General features: G+C 65.6%; 18 protein-coding genes, 7 tRNA genes and 1 pseudogene. 3 read left to right on the forward strand and 23 right to left on the reverse strand.

The window, feature by feature from the left end; all coding sequences use genetic code 11:
• Positions 1–47: 47 nt before the first annotated feature.
• Positions 48–830, forward strand: a complete 783-nt coding sequence (fabI, locus tag ACG02S_RS08020; protein WP_394469920.1) for an enoyl-ACP reductase FabI — start codon at positions 48–50, stop codon at positions 828–830.
• Positions 831–836: 6 nt separating this feature from the next.
• Here fabI and ACG02S_RS08025 read toward each other — a convergent pair whose 3' ends face one another.
• The 3 genes from ACG02S_RS08025 to ACG02S_RS08035 form a co-directional block, all read right to left on the reverse strand.
• Positions 837–1,529, reverse strand: coding sequence for a PEP-CTERM sorting domain-containing protein (locus ACG02S_RS08025; RefSeq protein ID WP_394469921.1), 693 nt, complete (start codon positions 1,527–1,529; stop codon positions 837–839).
• 233 nt (positions 1,530–1,762) lie between these two features.
• Complete coding sequence (locus ACG02S_RS08030) at positions 1,763–4,030, reverse strand: Orn/Lys/Arg family decarboxylase (RefSeq protein WP_394469922.1); 2,268 nt, start codon at positions 4,028–4,030, stop codon at positions 1,763–1,765.
• Between the two features lie 403 nt (positions 4,031–4,433).
• Positions 4,434–4,865 carry a DUF4902 domain-containing protein gene (locus tag ACG02S_RS08035; RefSeq protein WP_394469923.1) on the reverse strand — a complete coding sequence of 144 codons (432 nt, stop codon included), beginning with the start codon at positions 4,863–4,865 and terminating at the stop codon, positions 4,434–4,436.
• A gap of 116 nt (positions 4,866–4,981) precedes the next feature.
• Here ACG02S_RS08035 and ACG02S_RS08040 point away from each other — a divergent pair, with 116 nt between their 5' ends.
• Both ACG02S_RS08040 and ACG02S_RS08045 read left to right on the forward strand, forming a co-directional pair.
• Positions 4,982–5,707: a helix-turn-helix transcriptional regulator gene (locus ACG02S_RS08040; RefSeq protein WP_394469924.1), complete on the forward strand. Its 726-nt coding sequence runs from the start codon at positions 4,982–4,984 to the stop codon at positions 5,705–5,707.
• 421 nt (positions 5,708–6,128) lie between these two features.
• A tRNA-Ser gene (locus ACG02S_RS08045) sits at positions 6,129–6,218 on the forward strand.
• A 531-nt stretch (positions 6,219–6,749) separates the two neighbouring features.
• Here the strand turns inward: ACG02S_RS08045 and ACG02S_RS08050 are convergent.
• From ACG02S_RS08050 to leuB, 20 genes and pseudogenes are all read right to left on the reverse strand, one after another.
• Positions 6,750–6,826: transfer RNA gene (locus tag ACG02S_RS08050), tRNA-Asp, on the reverse strand.
• Positions 6,827–6,924: 98 nt separating this feature from the next.
• A tRNA-Glu gene (locus tag ACG02S_RS08055) sits at positions 6,925–7,000 on the reverse strand.
• 45 nt (positions 7,001–7,045) lie between these two features.
• Positions 7,046–7,121 (reverse strand) — tRNA-Ala (locus tag ACG02S_RS08060).
• A 92-nt stretch (positions 7,122–7,213) separates the two neighbouring features.
• Positions 7,214–7,290: transfer RNA gene (locus ACG02S_RS08065), tRNA-Asp, on the reverse strand.
• 99 nt (positions 7,291–7,389) lie between these two features.
• A tRNA-Glu gene (locus ACG02S_RS08070) sits at positions 7,390–7,465 on the reverse strand.
• A 50-nt stretch (positions 7,466–7,515) separates the two neighbouring features.
• Positions 7,516–7,591: transfer RNA gene (locus tag ACG02S_RS08075), tRNA-Ala, on the reverse strand.
• 77 nt (positions 7,592–7,668) lie between these two features.
• Positions 7,669–9,069, reverse strand: a complete 1,401-nt coding sequence (gene gltX / locus ACG02S_RS08080; RefSeq protein WP_394469925.1) for a glutamate--tRNA ligase — start codon at positions 9,067–9,069, stop codon at positions 7,669–7,671.
• 29 nt (positions 9,070–9,098) lie between these two features.
• Complete coding sequence (gene purF / locus ACG02S_RS08085; RefSeq protein ID WP_394469926.1) at positions 9,099–10,610, reverse strand: amidophosphoribosyltransferase; 1,512 nt, start codon at positions 10,608–10,610, stop codon at positions 9,099–9,101.
• An 11-nt stretch (positions 10,611–10,621) separates the two neighbouring features.
• The gene (locus tag ACG02S_RS08090) at positions 10,622–11,164 is read right to left on the reverse strand and encodes a CvpA family protein (RefSeq protein ID WP_394469927.1); all 543 of its coding nucleotides are present in this window, start codon (positions 11,162–11,164) and stop codon (positions 10,622–10,624) included.
• Between the two features lie 14 nt (positions 11,165–11,178).
• Positions 11,179–11,952 carry an SPOR domain-containing protein gene (locus tag ACG02S_RS08095; RefSeq protein ID WP_394469928.1) on the reverse strand — a complete coding sequence of 258 codons (774 nt, stop codon included), beginning with the start codon at positions 11,950–11,952 and terminating at the stop codon, positions 11,179–11,181.
• A gap of 14 nt (positions 11,953–11,966) precedes the next feature.
• The gene (gene folC, locus ACG02S_RS08100; protein ID WP_394469929.1) at positions 11,967–13,277 is read right to left on the reverse strand and encodes a bifunctional tetrahydrofolate synthase/dihydrofolate synthase; all 1,311 of its coding nucleotides are present in this window, start codon (positions 13,275–13,277) and stop codon (positions 11,967–11,969) included.
• Positions 13,278–13,339: 62 nt separating this feature from the next.
• Complete coding sequence (accD, locus tag ACG02S_RS08105; protein WP_394469930.1) at positions 13,340–14,212, reverse strand: acetyl-CoA carboxylase, carboxyltransferase subunit beta; 873 nt, start codon at positions 14,210–14,212, stop codon at positions 13,340–13,342.
• A 3-nt stretch (positions 14,213–14,215) separates the two neighbouring features.
• Positions 14,216–15,019: a tryptophan synthase subunit alpha gene (trpA, locus tag ACG02S_RS08110; protein ID WP_394469931.1), complete on the reverse strand. Its 804-nt coding sequence runs from the start codon at positions 15,017–15,019 to the stop codon at positions 14,216–14,218.
• Positions 15,016–16,305 carry a tryptophan synthase subunit beta gene (gene trpB / locus ACG02S_RS08115; RefSeq protein ID WP_394469932.1) on the reverse strand — a complete coding sequence of 430 codons (1,290 nt, stop codon included), beginning with the start codon at positions 16,303–16,305 and terminating at the stop codon, positions 15,016–15,018. The genes trpA and trpB overlap by 4 nt, the downstream gene beginning before the upstream one ends.
• Before the next feature lie 9 nt (positions 16,306–16,314).
• The gene (locus tag ACG02S_RS08120; RefSeq protein ID WP_394469933.1) at positions 16,315–16,941 is read right to left on the reverse strand and encodes a phosphoribosylanthranilate isomerase; all 627 of its coding nucleotides are present in this window, start codon (positions 16,939–16,941) and stop codon (positions 16,315–16,317) included.
• Positions 16,938–17,720, reverse strand: a complete 783-nt coding sequence (gene truA / locus ACG02S_RS08125; protein WP_394469934.1) for a tRNA pseudouridine(38-40) synthase TruA — start codon at positions 17,718–17,720, stop codon at positions 16,938–16,940. Before truA ends, ACG02S_RS08120 begins: the two co-directional genes overlap by 4 nt.
• A 7-nt stretch (positions 17,721–17,727) precedes the next feature.
• Positions 17,728–18,159: pseudogene (locus ACG02S_RS08130) on the reverse strand (group II intron maturase-specific domain-containing protein); the annotation flags it as partial.
• Positions 18,160–18,283: 124 nt separating this feature from the next.
• On the reverse strand, positions 18,284–20,830 hold the full coding sequence (locus ACG02S_RS08135; protein WP_394469935.1) for a motility hub landmark protein FimV: 2,547 nt from the start codon (positions 20,828–20,830) through the stop codon (positions 18,284–18,286).
• 244 nt (positions 20,831–21,074) lie between these two features.
• Entirely contained in the window at positions 21,075–22,187 is a 1,113-nt protein-coding gene (asd, locus tag ACG02S_RS08140; RefSeq protein WP_394469936.1) for an aspartate-semialdehyde dehydrogenase, read from the reverse strand.
• An 85-nt stretch (positions 22,188–22,272) separates the two neighbouring features.
• Positions 22,273–23,367, reverse strand: a complete 1,095-nt coding sequence (gene leuB / locus ACG02S_RS08145) for a 3-isopropylmalate dehydrogenase (RefSeq protein WP_394469937.1) — start codon at positions 23,365–23,367, stop codon at positions 22,273–22,275.

Genomic DNA, 23,367 nt, shown 5'->3' on the forward strand with positions numbered 1-23,367 from the left:
CCGCATGCCAGAATCGCAGGCTGTTTGAATCGTCACAGGAGACAAGAATGGGCTTTCTCGCCGGCAAGCGGCTGCTGATCACGGGTGTGCTGTCCAACCGCTCCATCGCCTATGGCATCGCCCGCGCCTGCCACCGCGAAGGCGCCGAACTGGCGTTCAGCTACCAGGGAGAGCGCTTCAAGGACCGCATCAGCGAGTTCGCGGCCGAGTTCGGCTCGAAGTTGATCTACGACTGCGACGTGACGAGCGACGAGCAGATGGCCGCGCTGTTCAACGACCTGGGCGAGGTCTGGCCGGAGTTCGACGGCTTTGTGCACTCGATCGGCTTCGCGCCGCGTGAAGCGATCGCCGGCGACTTTCTCGACGGCATGACGCGCGAGAACTTCCGCATCGCGCACGACATCTCGGCCTACAGCTTTCCGGCCATGGCCAAGCTCGCCGCGCCGCGGCTGCGCGAAGGCTCTGCACTGCTGACGCTGAGCTACCTTGGCGCGCTGCGCATCGTGCCCAACTACAACACCATGGGTCTGGCCAAGGCCAGCTTGGAGGCCAGCGTGCGCTACCTGGCGCAGGCGCTGGGCCCCAAGGGCGTGCGGGTGAATGGCATCTCGGCCGGCCCGATCAAGACACTGGCTGCCTCGGGCATCAAGGACTTCGGCAAGCTGCTGAACCAGTTCGCAGCCCAGGCGCCAATCCGCCGCAACGTCACCATCGATGACGTGGGCAACACGGCAGCCTTCCTACTGTCCGACCTCGCGGGCGGCATCAGCGCCGAGATCACCTATGTGGACGGCGGATTCAGCCACACCGCGATGGCCGTGGAGAGCTGATTCGTCTCAGCGGCGACGGCGCGCAAAGGCCGCGCCGGCAGCCGCCAGCCCCAGCAGTGCGAGGCTGCCCGGCTCGGGCAGGCGCTGCGGGGTATCACGGACCACGATCGCGCCGGCTGCCACCTCGCCGTTGTCACCCACCTCGCCGATGTACAGGAACAGGCCGCTGGTCGACGTCGCGGCGGTGAGGTTGAAGTCGATCGTACCGTTGTCGCCCATGCTCAGGAAGCCGTCGGGCGTCACGGTTGACGACTCACCATCGAAGAAGCCGAGCGTCGCGACTGCATCGTCGAGCAAGGTACCGGACGGATCGGTGCCGAACAGCTTGGGCTCCACCGGCGCTCGCTGGCTGCCGGCGGCAAACAGCACACCCGACATGAAGTCGAATACCGACAGCCCGGCAGCTCCCGCCGCGCAGGCGGCAGTCAGGCAATCCGTGTTTGACAGCTTGATCGCATCAAGATCAAAGCCCGAGAACTGCCCAGTCGACCCGCCCAGCATGCTGCTGTTGTCGCGAATGCCGATGGAGAGGATGCTGGCCAGGCCGATGGTGGACAGGTCGGCCTTGTAGACGGCGGTTCCCGCGACCGTACCGCCGGTGACGCCGGTCAGTTTCGTCAACGACACCGGCACGGCCTGCACGGCGGACGCCAATGTCAGCGCGGCGACGGCGGCCCATGCTTTGCAACTTGCTTTCATCTCTTGCTCCTGGACGGGTGTGGAAACCTCCAGAAGCGCATCGACCGTGCCAGAGCCACCCCCTAGCATCTGTAAGCCGTTGATTCGATTCAGCTAAAGCGCTCGATCGCGGATCATTTCCGCCTTGCGCGGGCAGAAATGATTGGCGAATGTCATTTGCACCGACACCCTAGTTCTAGGGCGAGCGGCTATTTGCACCCCGGCCAGCAACCGCCGGCCGGACGTCTTCAGAATCAGGCCTTCACGCAGTCCACGTAGTAGTGGCCGCGACCGGTCTCCTCGTCCACCTCGTGCACGAGGCCGTGGACATCGGTGGCGAAACCGGGGAATTTGGCGTTGAAGCTGCGCGTGAACATCAGGTAGTCAACGATCTTCTTGTTGAAGCGCTCGCCCGGGATCAGCAGCGGGATGCCCGGTGGGTAAGGCGTCAGCAGCGATGTGGTGATGCGGCCTTCCAGTTCGTCAATGCCCACGCGCTCGGTCTTGCGCTGCGCGATGTGGGCGTAGGCGTCGGTCGGCGTCATTGCCGGCTGCAGGTTGGACAGGTACATGTCCGTGGTCAGGCGGGCGATGTCGCCTTCAGCGTAGGCCTGGTGGATGCTCTGGCACAGGTCACGCAGCCCCATGCGCTCGTACTTCGGGAACTTGGCGCAAAACTCCGGCAGGATGCGCCACAGCGGCGCGTTCTTGTCGTAGTCGTCCTTGAACTGCTGCAGCGCGGTCAGCAACGTGTTCCAGCGGCCCTTGGTGATGCCGATGGTGAACATGATGAAGAACGAGTACAGCCCCGTCTTCTCGACCACCACGCCGTGTTCGACGAGGAACTTGGTGACGACCGACGCCGGGATGCCCGTCGCGGCGAAGCGACCGTCCATGTCCAGGCCGGGCGTGATGATGGTGGACTTGATCGGGTCCAGCATGTTGAAGCCTTCGGCCAAGGCGCCGAAGCCATGCCAGTCCTCGTTGGCGTGCAGCATCCAGTCGGCCGCCACCGGCTCGCTGCCCTCCTGCGCGCGCAGGAAGTCCGGCCCCCAGACCTTGAACCACCAGTCGTCGCCGTAGTCGCCCTCGACCTTGCGCATGGCGCGGCGGAAGTCCAGTGATTCGCGGATGCTTTCCTCCACCAGCGCCGTGCCGCCAGGCGGCTCCATCATCGCGGCAGCCACGTCGCAGCTCGCGATGATCGAATATTGCGGACTGGTGCTGGTGTGCATCAAGTACGCCTCGTTGAAGAGGTGCTTGTCCAGCTTGACGGTCTGCGAGTCTTGCACCAGCACCTGAGAGGCCTGCGAGATGCCCGCCAGCAGCTTGTGTGTGGACTGCGTCGCGTACACCACAGCCTCCTTCGGACGCACTCGGTTCTTGCCCATCGCATGGAACTGGCCATAGAAGTCGTGGAACGCCGCATGCGGCAACCAGGCCTCGTCGAAGTGCAGCGTCGGGATGTAGCCGTCGAGCTTGTGCTTGATGGTCTCGGTGTTGTAGAGCACGCCGTCATAGGTGCTCTGCGTCAACGTGACGATGGAGGGCTTGACGGTGTCCGGGTCGACATGCGCCAGCAGCGGGTTGGCAGCGATCTTGGCGCGGATGGTTTCCGGGCTGAACTCGCTCTCGGGGATGGGGCCGATGATGCCGTAGTGGTTGCGCGTCGGCGTCATGAAGACGGGGATAGCGCCGCACATGATGATGGCGTGCAGGTTGCTCTTGTGGCAGTTGCGGTCGATGACCACCACGTCGCCCGGCGCCACCGTGTGGTGCCACACCATCTTGTTCGACGTGGACGTACCGTTGGTCACGAAGAAGCAGTGGTCGGCGTTGAAGATGCGCGCGGCATTCTTCTCGCTGGCTGCGACGGGGCCCGTGTGGTCCAGCAGTTGGCCGAGCTCTTCCACGGCATTGCACACGTCGGCGCGCAACATGTTCTCGCCGAAGAACTGGTGGAACATCTGACCCACCGGGCTCTTCAGGAACGCCACGCCGCCCGAGTGGCCGGGACAGTGCCACGAGTACGAGCCATCCTGCGCATAGTCCATCAGCGCCTTGAAGAACGGCGGCGCCAGACCATCCAGGTAGCTCTTGGCCTCGCGGATGATGTGGCGGGCCACGAACTCCGGCGTGTCCTCGAACATGTGGATGAAACCATGCAGCTCGCGCAACACGTCGTTGGGGAGGTGCTGGCTGGTGCGCGTTTCGCCATAGACGTAGATCGGGATGTCCGGGTTCCGATTGCGGATCTCGCCGATGAACTTCCGCAGGTTCAGCACCGCGGGATCGAGATCAGGCCCGCCAGCGAACTCCTCGTCGTCGATCGACAGGATGAAAGCCGAGGCGCGGCTCTGCTGCTGGGCGAACTGCGACAGGTCGCCGTAGCTCGTCACGCCCAGCACCTCCATGCCCTCCTTCTGGATGGCCTCGGCCAGTGCGCGGATGCCCAGGCCCGACGTGTTCTCGGAACGGTAGTCCTCGTCGATGATGACGATGGGAAAATGAAAACGGATCATCGCGGCCTCCAGCGGGCGGACTTCAAAAAACGAAGCCGCGAAGTGTAGGGCCGCTACGTGTCAGCACTCCCGGCATCCGGGCTCTATCCAGACCGGCCTTGCTCAATCATCCGTCTCATGCCCTCCGAGACCGTACTCGCTCAGCACAGCCTTGATTTCCCGCGCACCGGTTTCCCCGAAATGGCGAACCAGATGCTCCCAGCTGACGCTGCGAACGCTGTGGACGGTTGAGAAGCCAAGCGTCGAGGCTTTGCGGGCTACGACTGTCGAAATCGGTAGAGAACTCAGCGGCGCCTGACCAGCCACGAGTCGCAATCGCTGGAGCACAGCCTGCTCGCCCGGCCCCGCCAAGCTGGCGGTCCTACCGGGACGCTGAGATTTGACCTGTTCAATCATTGTCATGTCACAAAACAACGGCTCTACGCGACTCGACGGACGCCATGCGACCAGCTGCCAGTCCGGCACGCGCAGTCCCCTGCCCGCGACCGAGCCCCAGGCGATCAACGTGGCCCGTCACCTGGGCTTGCCACGGCAACTGATTGACGAGCTGATTGATCATCAGCAGCTGTTGCGGTCCGGCCAACACGCGCTGCGCTTCAACGAACAGCAGGTTCGACCGGATTGCCAGCGAATCTGACAGCACGGCCCATCCCTCGGGCGCGATGGTCCAGCTCCAGAAAAGCACGGCCTGATTAGGGCCGGCCCAGACCGTCTTTCCGGTCAGACGATCGCGGTCAATGGCGTCGCTCATCATCGTCAATCGGTGGTACATGCCCGAGCGCAGGCCCACAAGGTCCTGCACATCGACCTGCACGAAATCCGTGCTCGTTCTCATAGCGACTCCCAATAACTGATGCGCTAGAGTCTTGCAGCCCGGACGGCGCGCGACGACCGGCCGGCTGGCCGGTAGGCACGTGCGCCGGTTTGTGATAACCGCGAAATCCCATCCAAGTGAAGTCCGACGATTACAAGGCCATCAGCGAGGCCTCCACGAGGGAATCTCTTCGATCAACACTGACCGCTTTCGCGGCCAAGATGGGGTTCGACCGCGTCAACGCGCTCCTGGTTGATGGCGACCTGGATTCACCGTCTGTGCGCATCGGCTCGGTGGGGAACACACCAGCCGAGTTCCTGCAAGCGCATCACGATCTTTCCGACATCCGCATGGACCCCGTACTACGACGGCTGGTCGGACCGACAACTCCCTTCACGTACGACCAGGACTTCTACGTGGCGGCGGGCGCGGGTCATCTGTGGGAAGAGCAGGCGCCCTATGGCTACAAGTTCGGCCTGGCCGCGTCCCTGCCGATTGGCCCCGGACGGCACGTCCTGGTGGGTGTTGATCGGCCGGACCGACTGCCCGCTGACGAGGACGTTCTGACGCGGATGATGGCCGACCTGCAACTGCTCACCATGCATGCGCATATCGCCGCCGTCCGCCTGCTCGAAGCACCCGCCCCGACCCTGGAGTCGCTCGGCTTGCCAAGCCTGACCGCACGGGAAATCCAGTGCCTTGCCTGGGCAGCCCAAGGCAAGTCAGCTCCCGTCACGGCCCAAATCCTGGGCATCAGCCACAGTACCGTCAAGGGCTACATCCAATCCGCCCTGGACAAGCTGGGGGTCTCCACCAAGGTCCAGGCCGTCCGTCTCGCCACAGCGCTGGGTCTGCTCAACTGACCTGGGATAGCACGTTTCTTAGAGGTCCACAAGGGGCCACCGGGCCGGTGGTGGCATTTCGCCCTTCTCGCGACAGTTCAGTCATTCACTGACCAACCGCGAGGCACCTCATGTCCACCATCTACGAAATCCTGTACGAGTTGCTGGCGCTGCCCCGCGGCGGCTCCTGATTTTCGCGACCCCGCATTGCGCCTTGGGTTTCGCCACGATGTGGTAGGCCTGAGGCCTAGATAAAGCGACGCCTCCATCGCTTTCGTTCGGTGCCCCCCGAACGTCCTTCCACCCGCGACCGCCCCCTGGGGCCCTCGCGGGTTTTTTTGACCCTGCAGTTTTCGCTTCGCGCTTCGGCGCCCAAGCCCTCGCCGACGATCTGGTGGGGTGTTGGAGTGCATTCACTATGAGCTATACTGTCAGGCTTGCAGGAGAGGTGGATGAGCGGTTTAAGTCGCACGCCTGGAAAGCGTGTGTGGGCTAATACCCACCGCGGGTTCGAATCCCGCCCTCTCCGCCAAGAACTCAGCAAACATGGGCCCTCTGGGCCCGTTTTGCATTTTGCAGCGCCACACCGTCAGCCAAGCAGGAGCGCAGTTCATCCCTGGAAAGGCGCAGTTCGTCGCGTGAGGATGGCTGATATGGAGTCCTTGGTGAACACTGCGGCCTTGCCTTGCACTCCGCAAGGCGGGAGTTGAAAGTGCCGAAGATGCGCAACGGATGGATCAGCCTGAGCCTCGTGCTAGGCCTCGTCGCGGGGGGACTGCCTGCGCAAGCCAGCGAAGTCGTCAAACTGGCAAAGTTGGTGGTCAGCGGCAAGCGCACAACGGCCGACACCTCGCGCCCTACCGCTGCGGAGCCGCGGTCATCGGCGGGCACTGCTGCACCCACCAGTGGCGGCGGGGACGACACGGGCACCGCTCCCGCACCCGCCCGAGGCATTTCCTGAGTCCCCGCTGCCAAGACTCAAACGGGCCGACAGACCGAGCGCTCAATAGGACGTCAAAATAGAAAATGCGCCGAATCTTCACAGATTCGGCGCATCGCATTTTGGCGGAGTGGACGGGGCTCGAACCCGCGACCCCCGGCGTGACAGGCCGGTATTCTAACCAACTGAACTACCACTCCGCGTGGGATGAATTCAATACCGTCTTTCCACGATACCCGAGCTCATCAAACTCGCCCGTCTTGCGACGGATTCTCAAATCCTGCCTTACGACAGTATTTGGCGTCCCCTAGGGGATTCGAACCCCTGTAATCACCGTGAAAGGGTGGTGTCCTAGGCCTCTAGACGAAGGGGACTCAATTTTTAAAACCACATCGCATATCAAGCAAACATACTTTGCTTGGTGGAGGTAAGCGGGATCGAACCGCTGACCTCTTGCATGCCATGCAAGCGCTCTCCCAGCTGAGCTATACCCCCAAAGGCGCGTGGCTCAAAATCAACATCAACATCAAAAACAAACGGCCAATAAATTGGCCGTTCATTTTATCGGGCAAGCCCGATTGAATCCTTGGCGGAGTGGACGGGGCTCGAACCCGCGACCCCCGGCGTGACAGGCCGGTATTCTAACCAACTGAACTACCACTCCGCGTGGGATGAATTCAGCGCCGTCTTTCCACGGCACCCAAGCTCATCAAACTCGCCCGTCTTGCGACGGGATTTTCAAATTCTGTCTTTCGACAGTATTTGGCGTCCCCTAGGGGATTCGAACCCCTGTAATCACCGTGAAAGGGTGGTGTCCTAGGCCTCTAGACGAAGGGGACCAATCCTTCATACTTGAACTGCGCGCCACCCAACCCCCCGTCAGGAGATTTGGTGGAGGTAAGCGGGATCGAACCGCTGACCTCTTGCATGCCATGCAAGCGCTCTCCCAGCTGAGCTATACCCCCTGCGTTTTAGATTTGATCGCTAGCGATCTCATCAATAACGGCGCTGTTCAAGCGAGACCAAGAGTATATGACGAATCTCAGCGGGATTGCAAGCGATCCAGCACTTTTTTCTGATCGAACTGCTCCAGCACCGCATCCAGCGACGGCGTCTGGGCGCGACCGCACACGATGACACGCACCGGAACGGCGAGTTGCGGCATCTTCAATCCGCTGGTCGCCAGCGTTTCCTTCAGCGCCTGCTGGATCGCTGCCTTGTTCCAGTCAGTGAGCACAGCCAGACGATCGGCCAATGCGGCCAACGCAGGGCGTACCGCCTCGGTGACATGGGTCGCCAGGTCTTCGGCCGAAGGGCTGACCGGTGCGAAGTACATGGCCAACCAGTCCGCCAGCGCCACGACCGTCGGGCAACGGTCCTTGAACAGGCTGACCTTGGGCTGTACTTCTGGGACCGTCGCGGCAATGCCCTTGGCTGCCAGTTGGGCCACGGCCAGTTCTGCGATGCGAGCTTCGTCGAGGTGCTTCACATAGTGACCGTTGACCCAGTCCAGCTTGGCCGGGTCCCACTGGGCCGGACTCTTGGACAAATGCGTGCCGTCGAACCAGCTGACCATCTGCTCCGCCGAGAACAACTCGTCGTCACCGTGGCTCCAGCCCAGGCGGGCCAGGTAGTTCAGCATGGCCTCCGGCAGGTAGCCGTTGGCGGCGTAGTCCATCACGCTGACGGCGCCGCGGCGCTTGGACAGTTTCAGGCCGTCGTCACCCAGGATGATGGGCAGGTGGCCGAAGCACGGCAGCGGCGCACCCAGCGCGTTGAAGATGTTGATCTGCCAGGGCGTGTTGTTGACGTGCTCGTCGCCGCGGAAGACATGGCTGATGCGCATGTCCCAGTCATCGACGACGACAGCGAAGTTGTACGTCGGCACACCATCCGTTCGGGCAATGATCAGGTCATCGATCTCGCGGTTGTTGATCGTGATCGGCCCCTTGACGAGGTCATTCCAGGTCACGTCGCCGTCGACGGGGTTGGCGAAGCGCACGACGGGCTTCACGCCTTCGGGCGGCGTGGGCAGCGTCTTGCCGGGCTCCGGCCGCCAGCGGCGGTCGTACAGCGTTTTCTCGCCGCGGGCCTTCTGCGCCTCGCGCATCTCGGTCAGCTCTTCGGGCGTTGCGTAGCAGCGGTAGGCCTTACCGTCGGCGATCAACTGCTCGATGACGGCCGTGTAGCGGTCCAGGCGCTGCATCTGATAGATCGGGCCCTCGTCGTAGCTCAGGCCCAGCCAGTTCATCGCGGCGATGATCTGTTCCACCGAATCCTGCGTGGAGCGGGCCACGTCGGTGTCCTCGATGCGCAGCACGAACTCGCCGCCGTGGTGGCGCGCAAAGGCCCAGGAATAAAGCGCTGTGCGGGCCGTGCCCAGGTGCAGGAAGCCGGTGGGCGAAGGCGCGATGCGCGTGCGGATCTTGTCGAAGGAACTCATGCGGGTGTCAAGGTTGGAGGGGTCGCGCGTCAGCCTTCGCCGCCGCTCTGCAGGGCCAGGCGGCTGCGCGCGGCAGCGTCTTCCTCGTCGCCCTGCGAGGTACGTTGTTCGCGGATGGCGGCGAAGTCTGCCAGGCTGACGTCGCCGGTCACGTAATGGCCATCAAAGCAGCTGGCATCAAAGCCGGCCAGGCCCGGGCGCAGCGCCGCCACGACGCGCTTCATCGCGTCGACGTCCTGGTAGATCAGCGCGTCGGCGCCGATGTACTGGCGCACTTCCTCGATGGTGCGGCCGTGCGCGATCAGCTCCTCCTGCGTGGGCATGTCGATACCGTAGACGTTAGGGAAACGCACCGGAGGCGCCGCCGAGGCCAGGTAAACCTTGCGGGCGCCGGCGTCGCGGGCCATCTGCACGATCTCCTTGGAGGTGGTGCCGCGCACGATGGAGTCATCCACCAGCAGCACGTTGCGCCCCTTGAACTCCACCCCGATGGCGTTGAGCTTCTGGCGCACGCTCTTCTTGCGCGCACCCTGCCCCGGCATGATGAAAGTACGGCCGACATAGCGGTTCTTCACAAAGCCCTCGCGATAGGGCTTGCCGATGCGATGCGCCAGCTGCATGGCCGACGGGCGGCTGCTCTCGGGGATGGGGATGACGACGTCGATCTCGTTGGGCGGCATCGTGGAGATGACGCGCTGGGCCAGCGTCTCGCCCATGTTGAGTCGAGCCTGGTAGACCGAGATGCCGTCGATGACCGAGTCGGGGCGGGCGAGGTACACGAACTCGAACATGCAGGGACTGAGCTGCGGGCCGTCGTTGCACTGCTCGGTGTGCAGCTTGCCTGACATGTCGACGAACAACGCCTCGCCGGGGGCGACGTCGCGCTCCATGACGTGACCCGTGCCCTCCAGTGCCACGCTCTCGCTGGCCACCATGAACTCGCCGCTGCTTGAACGGCCGAAGCACAGCGGGCGGATGCCGAACGGGTCGCGGAACGCCAGCAGCCCGTAGCCGGCGATCAGTGCGATGACGGCGTAGCTGCCCTTGATGCGCTTCTGCACGGCGCGCACAGCGGCGAAGATCTCCTTGGGCGTGAGCGGCAGGTCGCGCGCAGCCATCTCCAGCTCATGCGCCAGCACGTTGATCAGCACCTCGGTGTCGCTCTCGGTGTTGATGTGACGGCGGTCGATGTCGAACAGCTCGTCCTTCAGCGCGTGCGCGTTGGTCAGGTTGCCGTTGTGCACCAGCACGATACCGAAGGGTGCGTTCACGTAGAAGGGCTGGGCCTCTTCCTCGCTGTAGGCGTTGCCGGCGGTGGGGTAGCGCACCTGGCCCAGGCCGATGCTGCCGGGCAGCGCGCGCATGTTGCGGGTGCGGAACACGTCGCGCACCATGCCGCGGGCCTTATGCATGAAGCACTTGTGACCCTGCATCGTGACGATGCCGGCCGCGTCCTGGCCGCGGTGCTGCAGCAGCAGCAGCGCGTCGTAGAGGAGCTGGTTGACGGGAGAGGCCGCAAGGGCGCCGACGATGCCGCACATGGCGAGAGTCCTTATTGGGTGGCGTCCGTCTCAGATGGGGTCATCGAGCGGGAAATAAAACGGGCAAGGGGTTCGGGCAACAGAGGCGTCGCATCACGCAGCACGCCATGCAGCACGGGCGCGGCGCGCGAGGCCTGCCAGGTGGCCGACTCGGCCAGCGGCGACGCGCCGACGACCAGCACCAGCAGCAGCGCGACGAACACGCCGCGCAGCGCGCCGAAGCCGGCGCCGCCCAGGCGATCGATGGCCGACAGCGGCGTGGCGTGGATCAACGCCTTCACCAGCCGCGTGGCCAGGCTCCACACGATCAGCACGAAGAAGAACGCGAGGGCCAGCGTGACGACATGCAGTGCCGTGGGGCTGAAGGAAGCCAGCCAGCTGTCCGGCAGCAGCGCTTCGACCAGCGGCGCCAGCGGCGGCGCCGCGAAATAGGCAATCACCCAGCCGGCCAGCGACATGACTTCGAACACGAGGCCGCGCCAGATGCCGATGCAGATCGACAGCAGCAGCAATGCCGCCAGCGCGAGGTCGACCCAGCTCAGCGCGATGTCCATGTCGGGCGTCGCTGTCAGAGCGTCAGGATGGCGCCCGGCAGACCGGCGCCCTTGAGCTTGGCCGAAGCGCGCTCCGCTTCGTCGCGGCTGGCGAACGGGCCCAGGCGGACCCGCACGCGGCGGCCGTCTGCGGTGTCCACTGCTTGGGCGTAGGTCTTCAGGCCCAGCTTCTCTATCTTGGCGCGCATCTCCTGGGCGCTCTTGTTCTCACCGTAGGCGCCGACCTGGACGATGTAGCGCGCCCCGGAAGCGGCGGCGGGCTCCCGGCCATCGAGCAGCGCCTGGGCACGGGCCCCATCCTGCGCCGCCGGTTTGGCGGGCTTGTCCGCGGGCTTCTCGGTCACCTTGTGCGCCGGCTTGTCGTTCGGCTTTTCCGCAGGCTTCTCCGAAGGCTTCTCGACGGGCCGCTCAGCCAATTGGGCAGCCGGCTTTTCAGCCACACGAGGTTCCACCGGCAATTCGGCAGCCGGCGCTGGTTCGGGCACCGGCTGAGCCTGCGGCAGAGCCTCGCGGGTCGGCACGGTCAGCGGCGGCGCGGTGTCCTTGCGCGGGATGTCGATGGGCAGGTCAATGGGGATGGGGCGCGGTTGCGTCTCGAAGATCAGCGGGAAGCCCACCACCCCGGCCGCCACCAGCACCGCAGCGCCGATGAGACGGCGCCTCGCCCGCAGGCGCAATTGCTGGACATCCTCGGCTGCTGGGGCCTTGGCGCCGGCCTTGCCCGCCGACTTCTTGCTGGACGCGGACGCGGCTGCATCGTCGCGTTTGAGGAAGGAAAACAGGCCCATCGGCGGCGTCTGACTCAGTGGAGGGTGGGAGGCTGCGACGCGGTAGCGCCGGCGGTCACGCGGGGTATGCCCTGCTGAAGCACGCCGCCCACGGTGTAGAAGGAACCGAAGACCAGGATTCTATCGGCCGTGGTCGCATCGGCGGCCGCAGCATGCAGCGCAGCCAGCGGACTGGCGTGCGTGTGCGTCGTCACGTCGGCCGGAGTCTTCAGACCTGCAGCCAGGAAGGCGGCCTCCAATTGCGCGGCCGTCGCCGCACGCGGCAGCGGCAGATCGGTGAAGTGCCAGACATCCACCAGCGGCGCGATGCGCGCGAGGATACCGGCCAGGTCCTTATCCACCATCGCGCCAAACACGGCATGGGTGCGCGGGAAGAAGCCCATCTGGTCGAGGTTCTGCGCCAAAGCGGCCACGGCGTGCGGGTTGTGGGCCACGTCCAGCACCACCGCCGGCTGGCCGGCCAGCACCTGGAAGCGGCCCGGCAGCTCGACCAGCGCCAGGCCCGTGCGCACGGCCTGGGCGCTGATGGGCAGGTGGTCCGCCAGCGCTTCGAAGGCCGCGAGCACGCCGGACGCGTTCAACAACTGGTTCACGCCGCGCAGCGCCGGGTAGGACATGCCGGAGAAACGCTTGTTGCGGCCGGCCCATTGCCACTGCGTGCGGTCGCCGCTGAAGGTGAAGTCCTTGCCGAGCTGGCGCAGATCGCAGCTCAGTTCGGCGGCACGCGCAGCCAGCGAGGCCGGCGGCATCGGGTCGCTGACGACGACCGGCCGGCCCGCACGCATGATGCCGGCTTTCTCGCGCCCCACGCTTTCCCGGTCCGAGCCGAGGAACTCGGTATGGTCGAGGTCGATGCTGGTGATGACGGCGCAGTCGGCGTCGATGACGTTGACCGCGTCCAGCCGCCCACCTAGCCCCACTTCGAGGATGACGAGGTCCAGCGGCTCATGCTGCAGCCGCCGCATGATGGCCAGCGTCGTGAACTCGAAGTAGGTCAGCGTGGTGTCGCCGCGGGCGGCTTCGACGGCTTCGAAGTGCGCTTCCAGCGATTCCGCCTGCACAGGCGCACCGCCCACGCGGCAGCGCTCCTGGAAGTGCACGAGGTGCGGCTTGATGTACAGCCCGACTCGGTACCCCGCGTGGAGCGCGATGGACTCCAGCATCGCGCAGGTGGACCCCTTGCCGTTGGTCCCGGCAACCACGACTGTCGGGCAGTCGAAGGCGATGCCGAGCTTCTCCTTCACCGCTCGGACGCGGTCCAGCGTCATGTCGATGATCTTGGGATGCAGGCGCTCGCAGTGGGCGAGCCAGTCGTCGAGCGTCATGGCGGGTCACGGAAAAAACAAAGCCAGGCACGGGGCCTGGCTCGGAGGTCTGCAGACGGCGGTCAGGCGACAGCGTCCGCGCTCTGGCGCTGCAGCATGGCGAGCTGGCGGGCAATCGTCTCGCGCAGCTGGCGGCGGTCCACGATCATGTCGATGGCGCCCTTCTCCATCAGGAACTCGGCACGCTGGAAGCCCGCAGGCAACTTCTCGCGAACGGTGTTCTCGATGACGCGGGGGCCGGCAAAGCCGATCAGCGCCTTGGGCTCGGCCAGCACGATGTCGCCCACGAACGCGAACGACGCCGATACACCGCCCATCGTCGGGTCGGTCAGCACACTGATGTAGGGCAGCTTGGCCTTGGCCAGGCGCGTCAGCGACGCGTTGGTCTTGGCCATCTGCATCAGGCTCAGCAGGCCTTCCTGCATCCGCGCGCCGCCGGTGGCGGTGAAGCAGATGAAAGGCGTCTTCTGTTCGATGGCCGTCTCAACGCCACGCACGAAGCGCTCCCCGACGACCGAGCCCATGGAGCCGCCCATGAAGTCGAACTCGAAGCAGGCAGCGACAACGGGCACGCTCATCACGGCGCCACCGATGACCACCAGCGCATCGGTCTCGCCGGTGTTCTCCAGCGCTTCCTTCAGGCGATCCGGGTACTTCTTGCTGTCCTTGAACTTCAGCGCATCGACCGGCAGCACCTCCTGGCCGATCTCGTAGCGGCCTTCGCCGTCGAGGAAGGCATCCAGGCGCGCACGCGCGCCAATGCGGTGGTGGAAGCTGCACTTAGGGCAGACATTGACGTTTTGCTCCAGATCGGTCTTGTACAGCACCGTCTCGCAGCTCGGGCACTTGATCCACAGGCCTTCTGGCACCGTGCGCCGGTCGGCCGGGTCACCTTGCTGGATCTTGGGCGGGAGGAGTTTGTCGAGCCAACTCATGTGTCAGTCCTTCTTGTCGAGTGCCGCACGGATTTCACGGATGAAGGCCGCGCCGGTCAAGGCGACATTATCGGCCGGCTGGCGCTCCAGCAATTCGACCAGCTTGGAGCCGATGACGACCGCGTCCGAAACGTCGGCCACGGCCCGCGCGGTCGCGCCGTCACGGATGCCGAAGCCTACGCCCACAGGCGTGCTGACGTGCTGGCGGATGCGCGGCACGGCCTCCGCCACCGCGGCCGTGTTCAGGTGACCCGCACCCGTCACGCCCTTCAGCGACACGTAGTAGACGTAGCCGCTGGCGAGCTTGCCTACTTGGGCCATGCGCGCCTCGGTGGAGGTGGGCGCCAGCAGAAAGATTGCGTCCATGTCGCCGGCGCGCAGTTTGGCTGCGAACTCCTCGCACTCCTCGGGCGGGTAGTCGACGATGAGCACACCGTCCACGCCGGCTGCAGACGCGTCGGCCACGAAGGCGTCCAGACCATAGCGCTCTACCGGGTTGGCGTAGCCCATCAGCACGACGGGCGTGGCGTCGTTGCGGGCGCGGAAGTCGCGCACGAAGGCGAGCACGTCGCGCAGCGAGATACCCTTGAGCAGCGCGCGCTCGCCGGCGCGCTGGATGACGGGTCCGTCGGCCATGGGGTCGGAGAAAGGCACGCCCAGCTCGATGACGTCGGCGCCGGCCTCGGCCATGGCCAGCATCAGGTCGACGGTGGCACCCGGATGCGGGTCACCCGCGGTGACGAAGGGGATCAGCGCCTTGCGGCCCTGGGCCTTGAGCTGGTCGAAAGTGGCAGCGATGCGGCTCATGCCCGATCTCCCGGCAGCGTGACGACGGACTCGCCACCCTTGACGGATTGCCCCCGACACGACGGCCGGCAATAGAAGTCGGCTTGAGACAGGTCGGCAACCGTGCCGATGTCCTTGTCGCCACGGCCAGAAAGGTTGACGAGCAGCACCTGATCCTTCGCCATCGTCGGCGCCATCTTCATCGCGTGGGCAACGGCGTGGCTGGACTCCAGCGCGGGGATGATGCCCTCGGTGCGGCACAGGTGATGGAAGGCCGCCAGCGCCTCGGCATCGGTCACGCCCACGTACTCGGCGCGGCCGATGTCCTTCAGGTGCGCATGCTCCGGGCCGACGCCAGGGTAGTCCAGCCCGGCCGAGATGGAGTGCGTTTCGGTGATCTGGCCGTCTGCGTCCTGCAGCAGGTAGGTGCGGTTGCCGTGCAGCACGCCGGGGCTGCCGGCCGACAGCGTGGCCGCGTGCCGGCCACTGTCAATGCCCTCCCCGGCCGCTTCCACACCGATGAGACGGGTGCCGCCGTGCGGGATGTAGGGATAGAAGATACCGATGGCGTTACTGCCGCCGCCCACGCAGGCAAGGACGGCATCCGGCTGGCGGCCGGTCATCTCCGGCATCTGCTCCAGGCACTCGTCGCCGATGACGCGCTGGAAGTCGCGCACCATCATCGGATAGGGGTGCGGGCCGGCGACTGTACCGATGATGTAGAACGTGTTCTCGACGTTGGTGACCCAGTCGCGCATCGCCTCGTTCAACGCATCCTTCAGCGTCTTGCTGCCGCTGTCCACGGGCACGACGGTCGCGCCCAGCAACTTCATGCGGTAGACGTTGGGGCTCTGGCGCTTGACGTCCTCGCTGCCCATGTAGACCACGCACTCCAGGCCGTAGCGCGCACAGATGGTGGCCGTCGCCACGCCGTGCTGGCCGGCGCCAGTCTCGGCGATGACGCGCGGCTTGCCCATGCGCTTGGCCAGCAGCGCCTGGCCGATGACGTTGTTGATCTTGTGGGCGCCGGTGTGGTTCAAGTCCTCGCGCTTCAGATAAACCTGCGCGCCACCGAGCTCACGGCTCAGGCGGTCGGCGTGATAGACGGGGCTGGGGCGGCCGACGAAGTGCTTGAGCTCCTTTTTGTACTCGGCGACAAACTCGGGGTCGTTGCGGAAATGCGCGTAGGCGTCCTTCAACTGGTCCAGCGCATGGACAAGGGTCTCTGAGACGAAGCTGCCGCCAAACGTAGTCTTGCCGGCATGGCGGAAATGCCCGGTGGCATCGGGCTGGTCGTAGGGGAACATGGTCTTTCCTCAGGTCGGTTCGGCATCGGCGCGGCGGACCGCCCGGCAGAACGCGTGGATCAGGTCGGCGCTCTTGATGCCCTTGGACACCTCGACGCCGGAGCTCACATCAACGGCCCAGGGCCGCACGCGGCCGATGCCATCGGCTACGTTGGCAGCATTCAACCCACCAGACAAAACGAGGCGAGCGCTGACGCTTGGAGGAACGAGTGACCAATCAAAGACCTTGCCGCCGCCGCCATAGCCTTCGACGGGGGCGTCGAGCAGGATGGCCTGGGCGCTTGAAAAACGAGTGACGAAGTCTACCAAGTCGAAGCCCGGCGCCACGGCGGCAGCGCGCAGATAGGGGCGGTGCACGCGCTCACAGTCGTCCGGCGTTTCGTCGCCGTGGAACTGCACGAGCATGTTGGGCAGCGCCTCCAAGCCTGCCAGCAGCTCCACTTCCGTCGCGTTGACGAACAGGCCGACGGGCGTGACGAAGGGCGGCAGCAGGCGGGCGAGCGCCCTCGCCCGCTGCGGCGTCACGGCGCGCGGGCTCCTGGCATAGAAGACGAAGCCGATGGCGTCGGCGCCGGCCGCGACGGCGGCCTCGACATCGGCCTCACGCGTCAGGCCGCAGATCTTGATACGGGTCATGGAAGCCAATCGAGCGCGGCCACACGCCGCGGAATGTCCAGCTCAGCATCGTAGGTCGGACCGAGGAAGTAGAGCCCGTCAGGGGCGAAGGTGGGCGCCGCCACCTTGCGGTCGCGCGCCGCCAGCACGTCCGAGACCCAATCCGGCGAGCGGGTGCCGCTGCCCACGGCAAGGAGGCACCCCATCAGGTTGCGCACCATGTGGTGCAGGAAGGCGCTGGCCTCGAACTCGAAGCGCCAGTAGACGCCGCGGCGCTGCACGGTGATCTCGCGCAAGGTCTTGATCGGCGACGCGGCCTGGCATTCCGACGAGCGAAAGGACGAGAAGTCGTGTTCGCCGATCAGGCGTGCTGCAGCGGCTTCGAGCGCGTCTTGCTGCAGCGGCCGAAAGATCCAGCCGCACTGACCCGACTCGATGGCCGGACGAACAGCCGACTCCAGCAGCAGGTAGGCATAACGCCGCCCTCGCGCGGAGTTGCGCGCATGGAAGTCTTCGCCGGTGAAGCGGCTCCACTGGATCGCGATGTCTGGCGGCAGGTAGCGGTTGACGCCGCGAACCCATGAGAACGGCTCGCGCTCAACGTCGGTGTCGAAATGGATGACCTGGTTGATGCCGTGCACGCCTGCATCGGTGCGCCCGGCGCAGACGGTGCGAACGGGCCGGGCTGCGAACGCGGACAGGCCCTTCTCGAGCGCGTCCTGCACGGTGCGGCCGTTCGGCTGGCTCTGCCAGCCGTTGTAGCTGCCCCCTCGGTAGCTCACGCCTAAAGCAACTCTCATGCAACTCTCAGGGATGCCGATCGAGTAGGGTGAGGGGTCGCCCCCTCAGCCCTCTCACACCACCGGACGTGCGGTTCCGCATCCGGCGGTTCAAGTAAAACGCTGGAGTTGCCGGTGGATGTCCACCAGCGAGACCAGCCCCATGTTGGCAAGGTACTTCGGCGGCATTGCTGTCACCATGTGTCTTGCTCCGGCATTCCACCACGCCCCCCCGCCCGTTGACGCTCGACTTCCACGCGCGATGCGCGTCGAGCCCAAGCGCGCGCAAGCGGGATGCCCGTGTAGCCGGGCGCTTCCACTGCCTCCAGGCAATGACTCGCAGTCGACGCCTCACCCATGCGTCCATCTCTTCGAGCGCCCGTCGTCCCTGGGTGTGCTGGAAGTAGTTCATCCAGCCCCGCAGGACCGGTCGGAGCTGCTCGATGGTCCGCTCCAGACGTTGCGCTTCGCTTCGTTCGTCGTGATCAACTTACGACGGGACTTGCACCCGTAAGAGTGCGCCCATGCTGGGCGCACATGAAAAACGCCCGGCCAGGCCGGGCGTCGAAGTATCGCGGCTGCGGTCAGCGCAGTTCGTTCAACATCGCCTGCGCCCGGTCACGCAGCGAGCCGCTGGCCCGCTGGACCAGTTCCTGCAGCACCTCGCGGGCGCCTTCGGTGTCACCGATCTGGCGGAACTCCTCGGCCAGCTCCAGTTGGCGCACCAGCGGATCGCCCTCGTCATCGCCCAGCGCATCCAACGCCTCAGCCAGCTTGTCCGGATTCGTCTGGCCCGGCTGCGTGGAGTCGCCCAGGTCGAAGTCCAGGTCGGTCGAAGCACCAACCGGTGCAGGCGTCACCGCAGGGGTCAGCGCACCCATGCCGCTGAGGTCGAAGTTGAGGTCCGGCGCGGGCGGCGCGGTGCGCGTGCCGCGGCTGGAAATGTCGAAATCCATCGTCAGCGGCGCATGCTCCACTGAGGCTGGCATGGCCTGCGTCGCGGCCATCGCCGTCGGCGAGACCGGCACCGGCGCGTCCAGGTCCAGGTCCAGCGCCAGATCGAAGCCGCTGACCGGGCCCGTGTCCGGACCACTGCGGCCCATCGCATCGGTGCCGAGATGAGCCGCCGCCGCACCCGTGGCCGCAGCCAGGCTCGGCAGCGCCGTCTGCGGCAGCGTGCTGGCGTTCATCGGCTCGGGGCGCAGTTCCGGGCCATCTTCCACATGCGCGGGAGCACCGCCGGGCTGGTAGAGCGGATTGTCCGGATCAATGCCGCGGCCCAGCTCCTGCGCCTTGGCCCAGTCCTCGCCCTCGCCCTTGGTCTCGGCATAGAGCTGCACGGCCAGTTGCTCGAAGCCCTTGGTGTCACGACGCTTGCCGTAGACCTCCAGCAGCTTCAGGCGGATCGCCAGACGCGTCGGGTTGGCGCGCAGTGCTTCCTTCAGGATTTCCTCGGCCTGCAGGTCGCGACCGTAGGCCAGGTAGACGTCGGCCTCGGCGACCGGGTCCACGTCGCCGATGGCATCCAGCTGGCTGAGCGAGTAGCTCATTGACGACTGGCCGCTGTGTTGCGCGTCGCGGGTGTCGACACGCTGGCCACCCGTGCCGCCGAAGAAGGAATCCGGCTGCAGGCGGCTTTCGTGGAAGCCCGTCTCGGACGCATGCGCGGGACGGCGCGAGCGCAGGCGGTACAGGCCGAAACCACCGAGGATCGCGACGATCGCTGCCGCCAGCGGCAGAACGACGGGGCTGTTCAGCAACTGGTCGATGAAGCTCGGCGGCTCGGCAACCGGCGGCGGCGCCGCGGGTGCGCTCGCACGGGCCTGCGGACGCGACGCTGCGGCGCTGGCAGCCGCCGCCACGGCCAGCGCAGGCGCGGAGGCCACGGTCGAAGCCGCGTCTGCGACGACGGGCGCAGGCAGCGCAGGCACCACGGCAGGGGCGACGGCAGGCGCTGCCACCGGCGCCGGTGCCGGACGGGTCGCGTCCGACAGCTTCCTCAGTTCCTCGACGTTGCGCGTCAGCTCCGCCACGCGGGCGGCGGCATCCTTCTTCTCGGTGTCCTTGGACAGCTTGGCCTCGGCCACGCTGGCGGCGGGGGCGCCGGCCTTGCTGAGCGTCAGCTTGTCGGGGCGGGCGGCGGCAGCAGGCTTGCGATCCTCGACCGCAGCCTGCACCTCGCCGCGCGACTGGCGCTCGCTTTCGGTGTTCTGCAGCGTCGGCGCGGCAGACGCCAGACGTTGCCGGTAGGCCGAGAAATCGGCGCTCTGGGCCAGGATGATTTGACGCGCCTCGCGATTCGGCACGGCGGCCAGCACCTCTTCGCCAGGCACCTGCAACACGGCACCGGCCTTCAGGCGGTTCATGTTGCCGTCAATGAAGGCGTCAGGGTTGTTGCGGAACAGGCCCACCAGCATCTGGTCCAGCGAGATGCCGCTGACCTGCGTGCGCGACGCGACCCGGGACAGCGAGTCGCCTGCGTTCACGCGGTACTCGGACGCTGCCGCCGCAGGCCGCGACGGCGTCGGCGAAGGCGCCGGACGCGGCACCGGCGCTACCACAGGCGCAGAAGCCGAACCGTTGCGAGACAGCGGCGTGCTCACCCCCGGCGCAGGCGACGGCACGGCGGCAGTCGCGGCTGCCGGCGCCGCAGCGATGGCCGGTGGCGCGGTCACGACCGGCGCAGGACGTGGCAGGCTCGGCGGGTCGAACAGCAGCGTGTATTCACGCACGAGCCGCCCGTTGGACCATGTCAGCTCGAGAATCACGTCGACGAACGGCTCCTGCACCGCACGGTCGCTCAGGACCCGCAGCACCGTGCGGCCATCACGACGAGACACCTGCACCTGAGCGGAAGCCAGCACGGGGTTGTATTCGACCCCGGTGGTGCGGTAGACGTCGGGCGGCGCAACACGCACCTTCAACGTCGCCGCTTCCTCGGCGGTGAGACTGGTCACGTCGATCTCGGCACGCATGGTCTCGCCGAGCGACGACTGCACGTTCAGTCGCCCCAGGCCCAGCGCATTCGCACCCGTGCTGGCGACCAGCACGGCAGCGGCAAACGCCAGGTGATGCCGGGCAAAGCCGGTCGGGCGAACTCCCTCGAATGCGTCGCGGATGTGGTTTTTCAAGGCATTCCCCAAAGCAACAAGGCGGGGCACAAAGCCCCGCCTGTCTCGATCTTCAGCACGCGCTGCGCGAACCGGTTATGCACGCTGGTTTGCACATTAAGGCCTGCGTCGAGTTTTGAATCAAAAACACAACGGCATCAAGCATATACGCTGAAATGCTCAAGAGGTACCTGATGTGTCGCTTGGTTTCAATATCGACGCCCGGGTGAACCCTAATTCCGTGCGTAAAAGACCGTAAGCGGAATCAACGCTCGATCAGGATGCGCAGCATGCGGCGCAGCGGCTCGGCCGCGCCCCACAGCAGTTGGTCGCCGATGGTGAACGCGCCGACGTACTCGGGGCCCATGGCCAGCTTGCGCACGCGACCAACCGGGATGGTCATGGTGCCGGTGACGGCCACGGGCGTCAGGTGCTTGAGCGTGTCCTCGCGCGTGTTGGGCACGTACTGCACCCACTCGTTGTCGGCGCGGATCATGGCCTCGATGTCGGCCAGCGGCACGTCCTTCTTCAGCTTGAAGGTCAGCGCCTGGCTGTGGCAGCGCATGGCGCCCACCCGCACACAGAAGCCGTCAACCGGGATCGCATCGCTGCCGAGGATCTTGTTGGTCTCGGCCATGCCCTTCCACTCTTCCTTGGATTGACCGTTGCCCAGGTCCTTGTCGATCCACGGGATCAGCGAACCACCCAGCGGCACGCCGAAGTTCGCCGTCTCGTCGGCAGACAGCGAACGCTGCTTGGCAATGACCTGACGGTCGATCTCCAGGATGGCACTCTTGGGGTCGTCCAGCAGCGGCTTGACGGCGGCGTTCAGCGTGCCGTACTGCGTCAGCAGTTCGCGCATGTGCTGCGCGCCACCGCCACTTGCGGCCTGGTAGGTCTGCGTGGACATCCACTCAACGAGGCCGGCCTTGTACAGCGCGCCCACGCCCATCAGCATGCAGCTCACGGTGCAGTTGCCGCCGACCCAGTTCTTGCCTCCTGCCGCCAGCGCGTTCTTGATGACCGGCAGGTTGACGGGGTCGAGCACGATGACGGCGTCGTCGTTCATGCGCAGCGACGAGGCGGCGTCGATCCAGTGGCCGTTCCAGCCTGCGGCGCGCAGCTTGGGGAAGACTTCGTTGGTGTAGTCGCCGCCCTGCGCGGTGATGATGATCTCGCAGCGCTTGAGCTGTTCGATGTCGAACGCGTTTTGCAGCTTCGTCTCGTTCTTCGCCTGCGCGGGGGCGTTGCCACCGGCGTTGGAAGTCGAGAAGAACAGCGGCTCGATCAGATCGAAATCACGCTCGGCAGTCATGCGGTCCATCAGGACCGAGCCCACCATGCCACGCCAGCCTACAAGGCCTACCAAGGTCGTCATCATCTTTCCTTTGCTTCACCAAACCCCATCCACTTCGGGCCCCGGCTCGTTCGCCGGGTTTGGTGGGGCGAGACGAGACGGAGCTTCAGCTCTTGATGGTTTTCGTGGTCGTAATGGCTTTGACGACAGCGTCGCCCATCTCGATGGTGGAAACCTTCGAGGTGCCTTCGGACCAGATGTCGGCCGTGCGCAAGCCCTGGGCCAGCACCGACTCGACCGCGGCTTCGATACGAGCGGCGGCGTCTAGCTGGTTGAGGGAGAACTTGAGCATCATGGCGGCAGACAGAATTGTAGCCAGCGGATTGGCGATGCCCCTGCCCGCAATGTCAGGCGCGCTGCCATGGCTGGGCTCGTAGAGTCCCTTGTTGTTGGCGTCCAACGAGGCGGACGGCAGCATGCCGATGGAGCCGGTCAGCATTGCGGCTTCGTCGGACAGGATGTCGCCGAACATGTTGCCGGTCACGACGACGTCGAACTTCTTCGGCGCCTTGACGAGTTGCATGGCCGCGTTGTCCACGTACATGTGGTCCAGCTCGACGTCGGGGTAGCTCTTGTGGACCTCGATGACGATGTCCTTCCAGAACTGCGAGGTCTCCAGCACGTTGGCCTTGTCGACGCTGGTGAGGCGCTTGCTGCGCTTCTGGGCCGCCTGGAAGGCGACGTGGGCGATGCGCTCGATCTCGGGCCGCGAGTAGCGCATCGTGTCGAAGGCTTCGTCGGCGCCCGGGAAGTGACCGTCCACGGCCGTGCGGCGGCCGCGGGGCTGGCCGAAATAGATGTCGCCGGTCAGTTCGCGGATCAGCAGGATGTCGAGGCCTGCCACGAGTTCGGGCTTCAGCGACGATGCATGCGTGAGCTGTTCGTAGCAGATGGCCGGACGGAAATTGGCGAACAGGCCCAGCGCCTTGCGCAGGCCCAGGATGGCCTGCTCCGGGCGCAGCGAACGCTCGAGCTTGTCGTACTTCCAGTCGCCCACGGCGCCGAACAGCACGGCATCCGCGTCCAGTGCCAGCTTCAGCGTGGCGGGCGGCAGCGGGTGGCCGCTGGTCTCGTAGGCCTTGCCGCCGACGTCGGCCCAGTCGAGCTGCAGCGGCAGGTCAAGTGCTTCCAAGACCTTGACGGCCTCGGCGACGATCTCCGGGCCGATGCCGTCGCCCGGCAGGACTGCAATCTTCTTCAT

The organism is Pelomonas dachongensis, assembly GCF_043555865.1.
In the GTDB taxonomy this organism is placed as follows: domain Bacteria; phylum Pseudomonadota; class Gammaproteobacteria; order Burkholderiales; family Burkholderiaceae_C; genus Pelomonas; species Pelomonas dachongensis.

What these genes read in the sequence shown, in the direction of transcription:
- fabI (WP_394469920.1), top strand. Translation starts at nt 48, where the DNA reads ATGGGCTTTCTCGCCGGCAAGCGGCTGCTGATCACGGGTGTGCTGTCC.
- ACG02S_RS08025 (WP_394469921.1), bottom strand. Translation starts at nt 1,529, where the DNA reads ATGAAAGCAAGTTGCAAAGCATGGGCCGCCGTCGCCGCGCTGACATTG.
- ACG02S_RS08030 (WP_394469922.1), bottom strand. Translation starts at nt 4,030, where the DNA reads ATGATCCGTTTTCATTTTCCCATCGTCATCATCGACGAGGACTACCGT.
- ACG02S_RS08035 (WP_394469923.1), bottom strand. Translation starts at nt 4,865, where the DNA reads ATGAGAACGAGCACGGATTTCGTGCAGGTCGATGTGCAGGACCTTGTG.
- gltX (WP_394469925.1), bottom strand. Translation starts at nt 9,069, where the DNA reads ATGAGTTCCTTCGACAAGATCCGCACGCGCATCGCGCCTTCGCCCACC.
- purF (WP_394469926.1), bottom strand. Translation starts at nt 10,610, where the DNA reads ATGTGCGGCATCGTCGGCGCCCTTGCGGCCTCTCCCGTCAACCAGCTC.
- ACG02S_RS08090 (WP_394469927.1), bottom strand. Translation starts at nt 11,164, where the DNA reads ATGGACATCGCGCTGAGCTGGGTCGACCTCGCGCTGGCGGCATTGCTG.
- ACG02S_RS08095 (WP_394469928.1), bottom strand. Translation starts at nt 11,952, where the DNA reads ATGGGCCTGTTTTCCTTCCTCAAACGCGACGATGCAGCCGCGTCCGCG.
- folC (WP_394469929.1), bottom strand. Translation starts at nt 13,277, where the DNA reads ATGACGCTCGACGACTGGCTCGCCCACTGCGAGCGCCTGCATCCCAAG.
- accD (WP_394469930.1), bottom strand. Translation starts at nt 14,212, where the DNA reads ATGAGTTGGCTCGACAAACTCCTCCCGCCCAAGATCCAGCAAGGTGAC.
- trpA (WP_394469931.1), bottom strand. Translation starts at nt 15,019, where the DNA reads ATGAGCCGCATCGCTGCCACTTTCGACCAGCTCAAGGCCCAGGGCCGC.
- trpB (WP_394469932.1), bottom strand. Translation starts at nt 16,305, where the DNA reads ATGTTCCCCTACGACCAGCCCGATGCCACCGGGCATTTCCGCCATGCC.
- ACG02S_RS08120 (WP_394469933.1), bottom strand. Translation starts at nt 16,941, where the DNA reads ATGACCCGTATCAAGATCTGCGGCCTGACGCGTGAGGCCGATGTCGAG.
- truA (WP_394469934.1), bottom strand. Translation starts at nt 17,720, where the DNA reads ATGAGAGTTGCTTTAGGCGTGAGCTACCGAGGGGGCAGCTACAACGGC.
- asd (WP_394469936.1), bottom strand. Translation starts at nt 22,187, where the DNA reads ATGACGACCTTGGTAGGCCTTGTAGGCTGGCGTGGCATGGTGGGCTCG.
- leuB (WP_394469937.1), bottom strand. Translation starts at nt 23,367, where the DNA reads ATGAAGAAGATTGCAGTCCTGCCGGGCGACGGCATCGGCCCGGAGATC.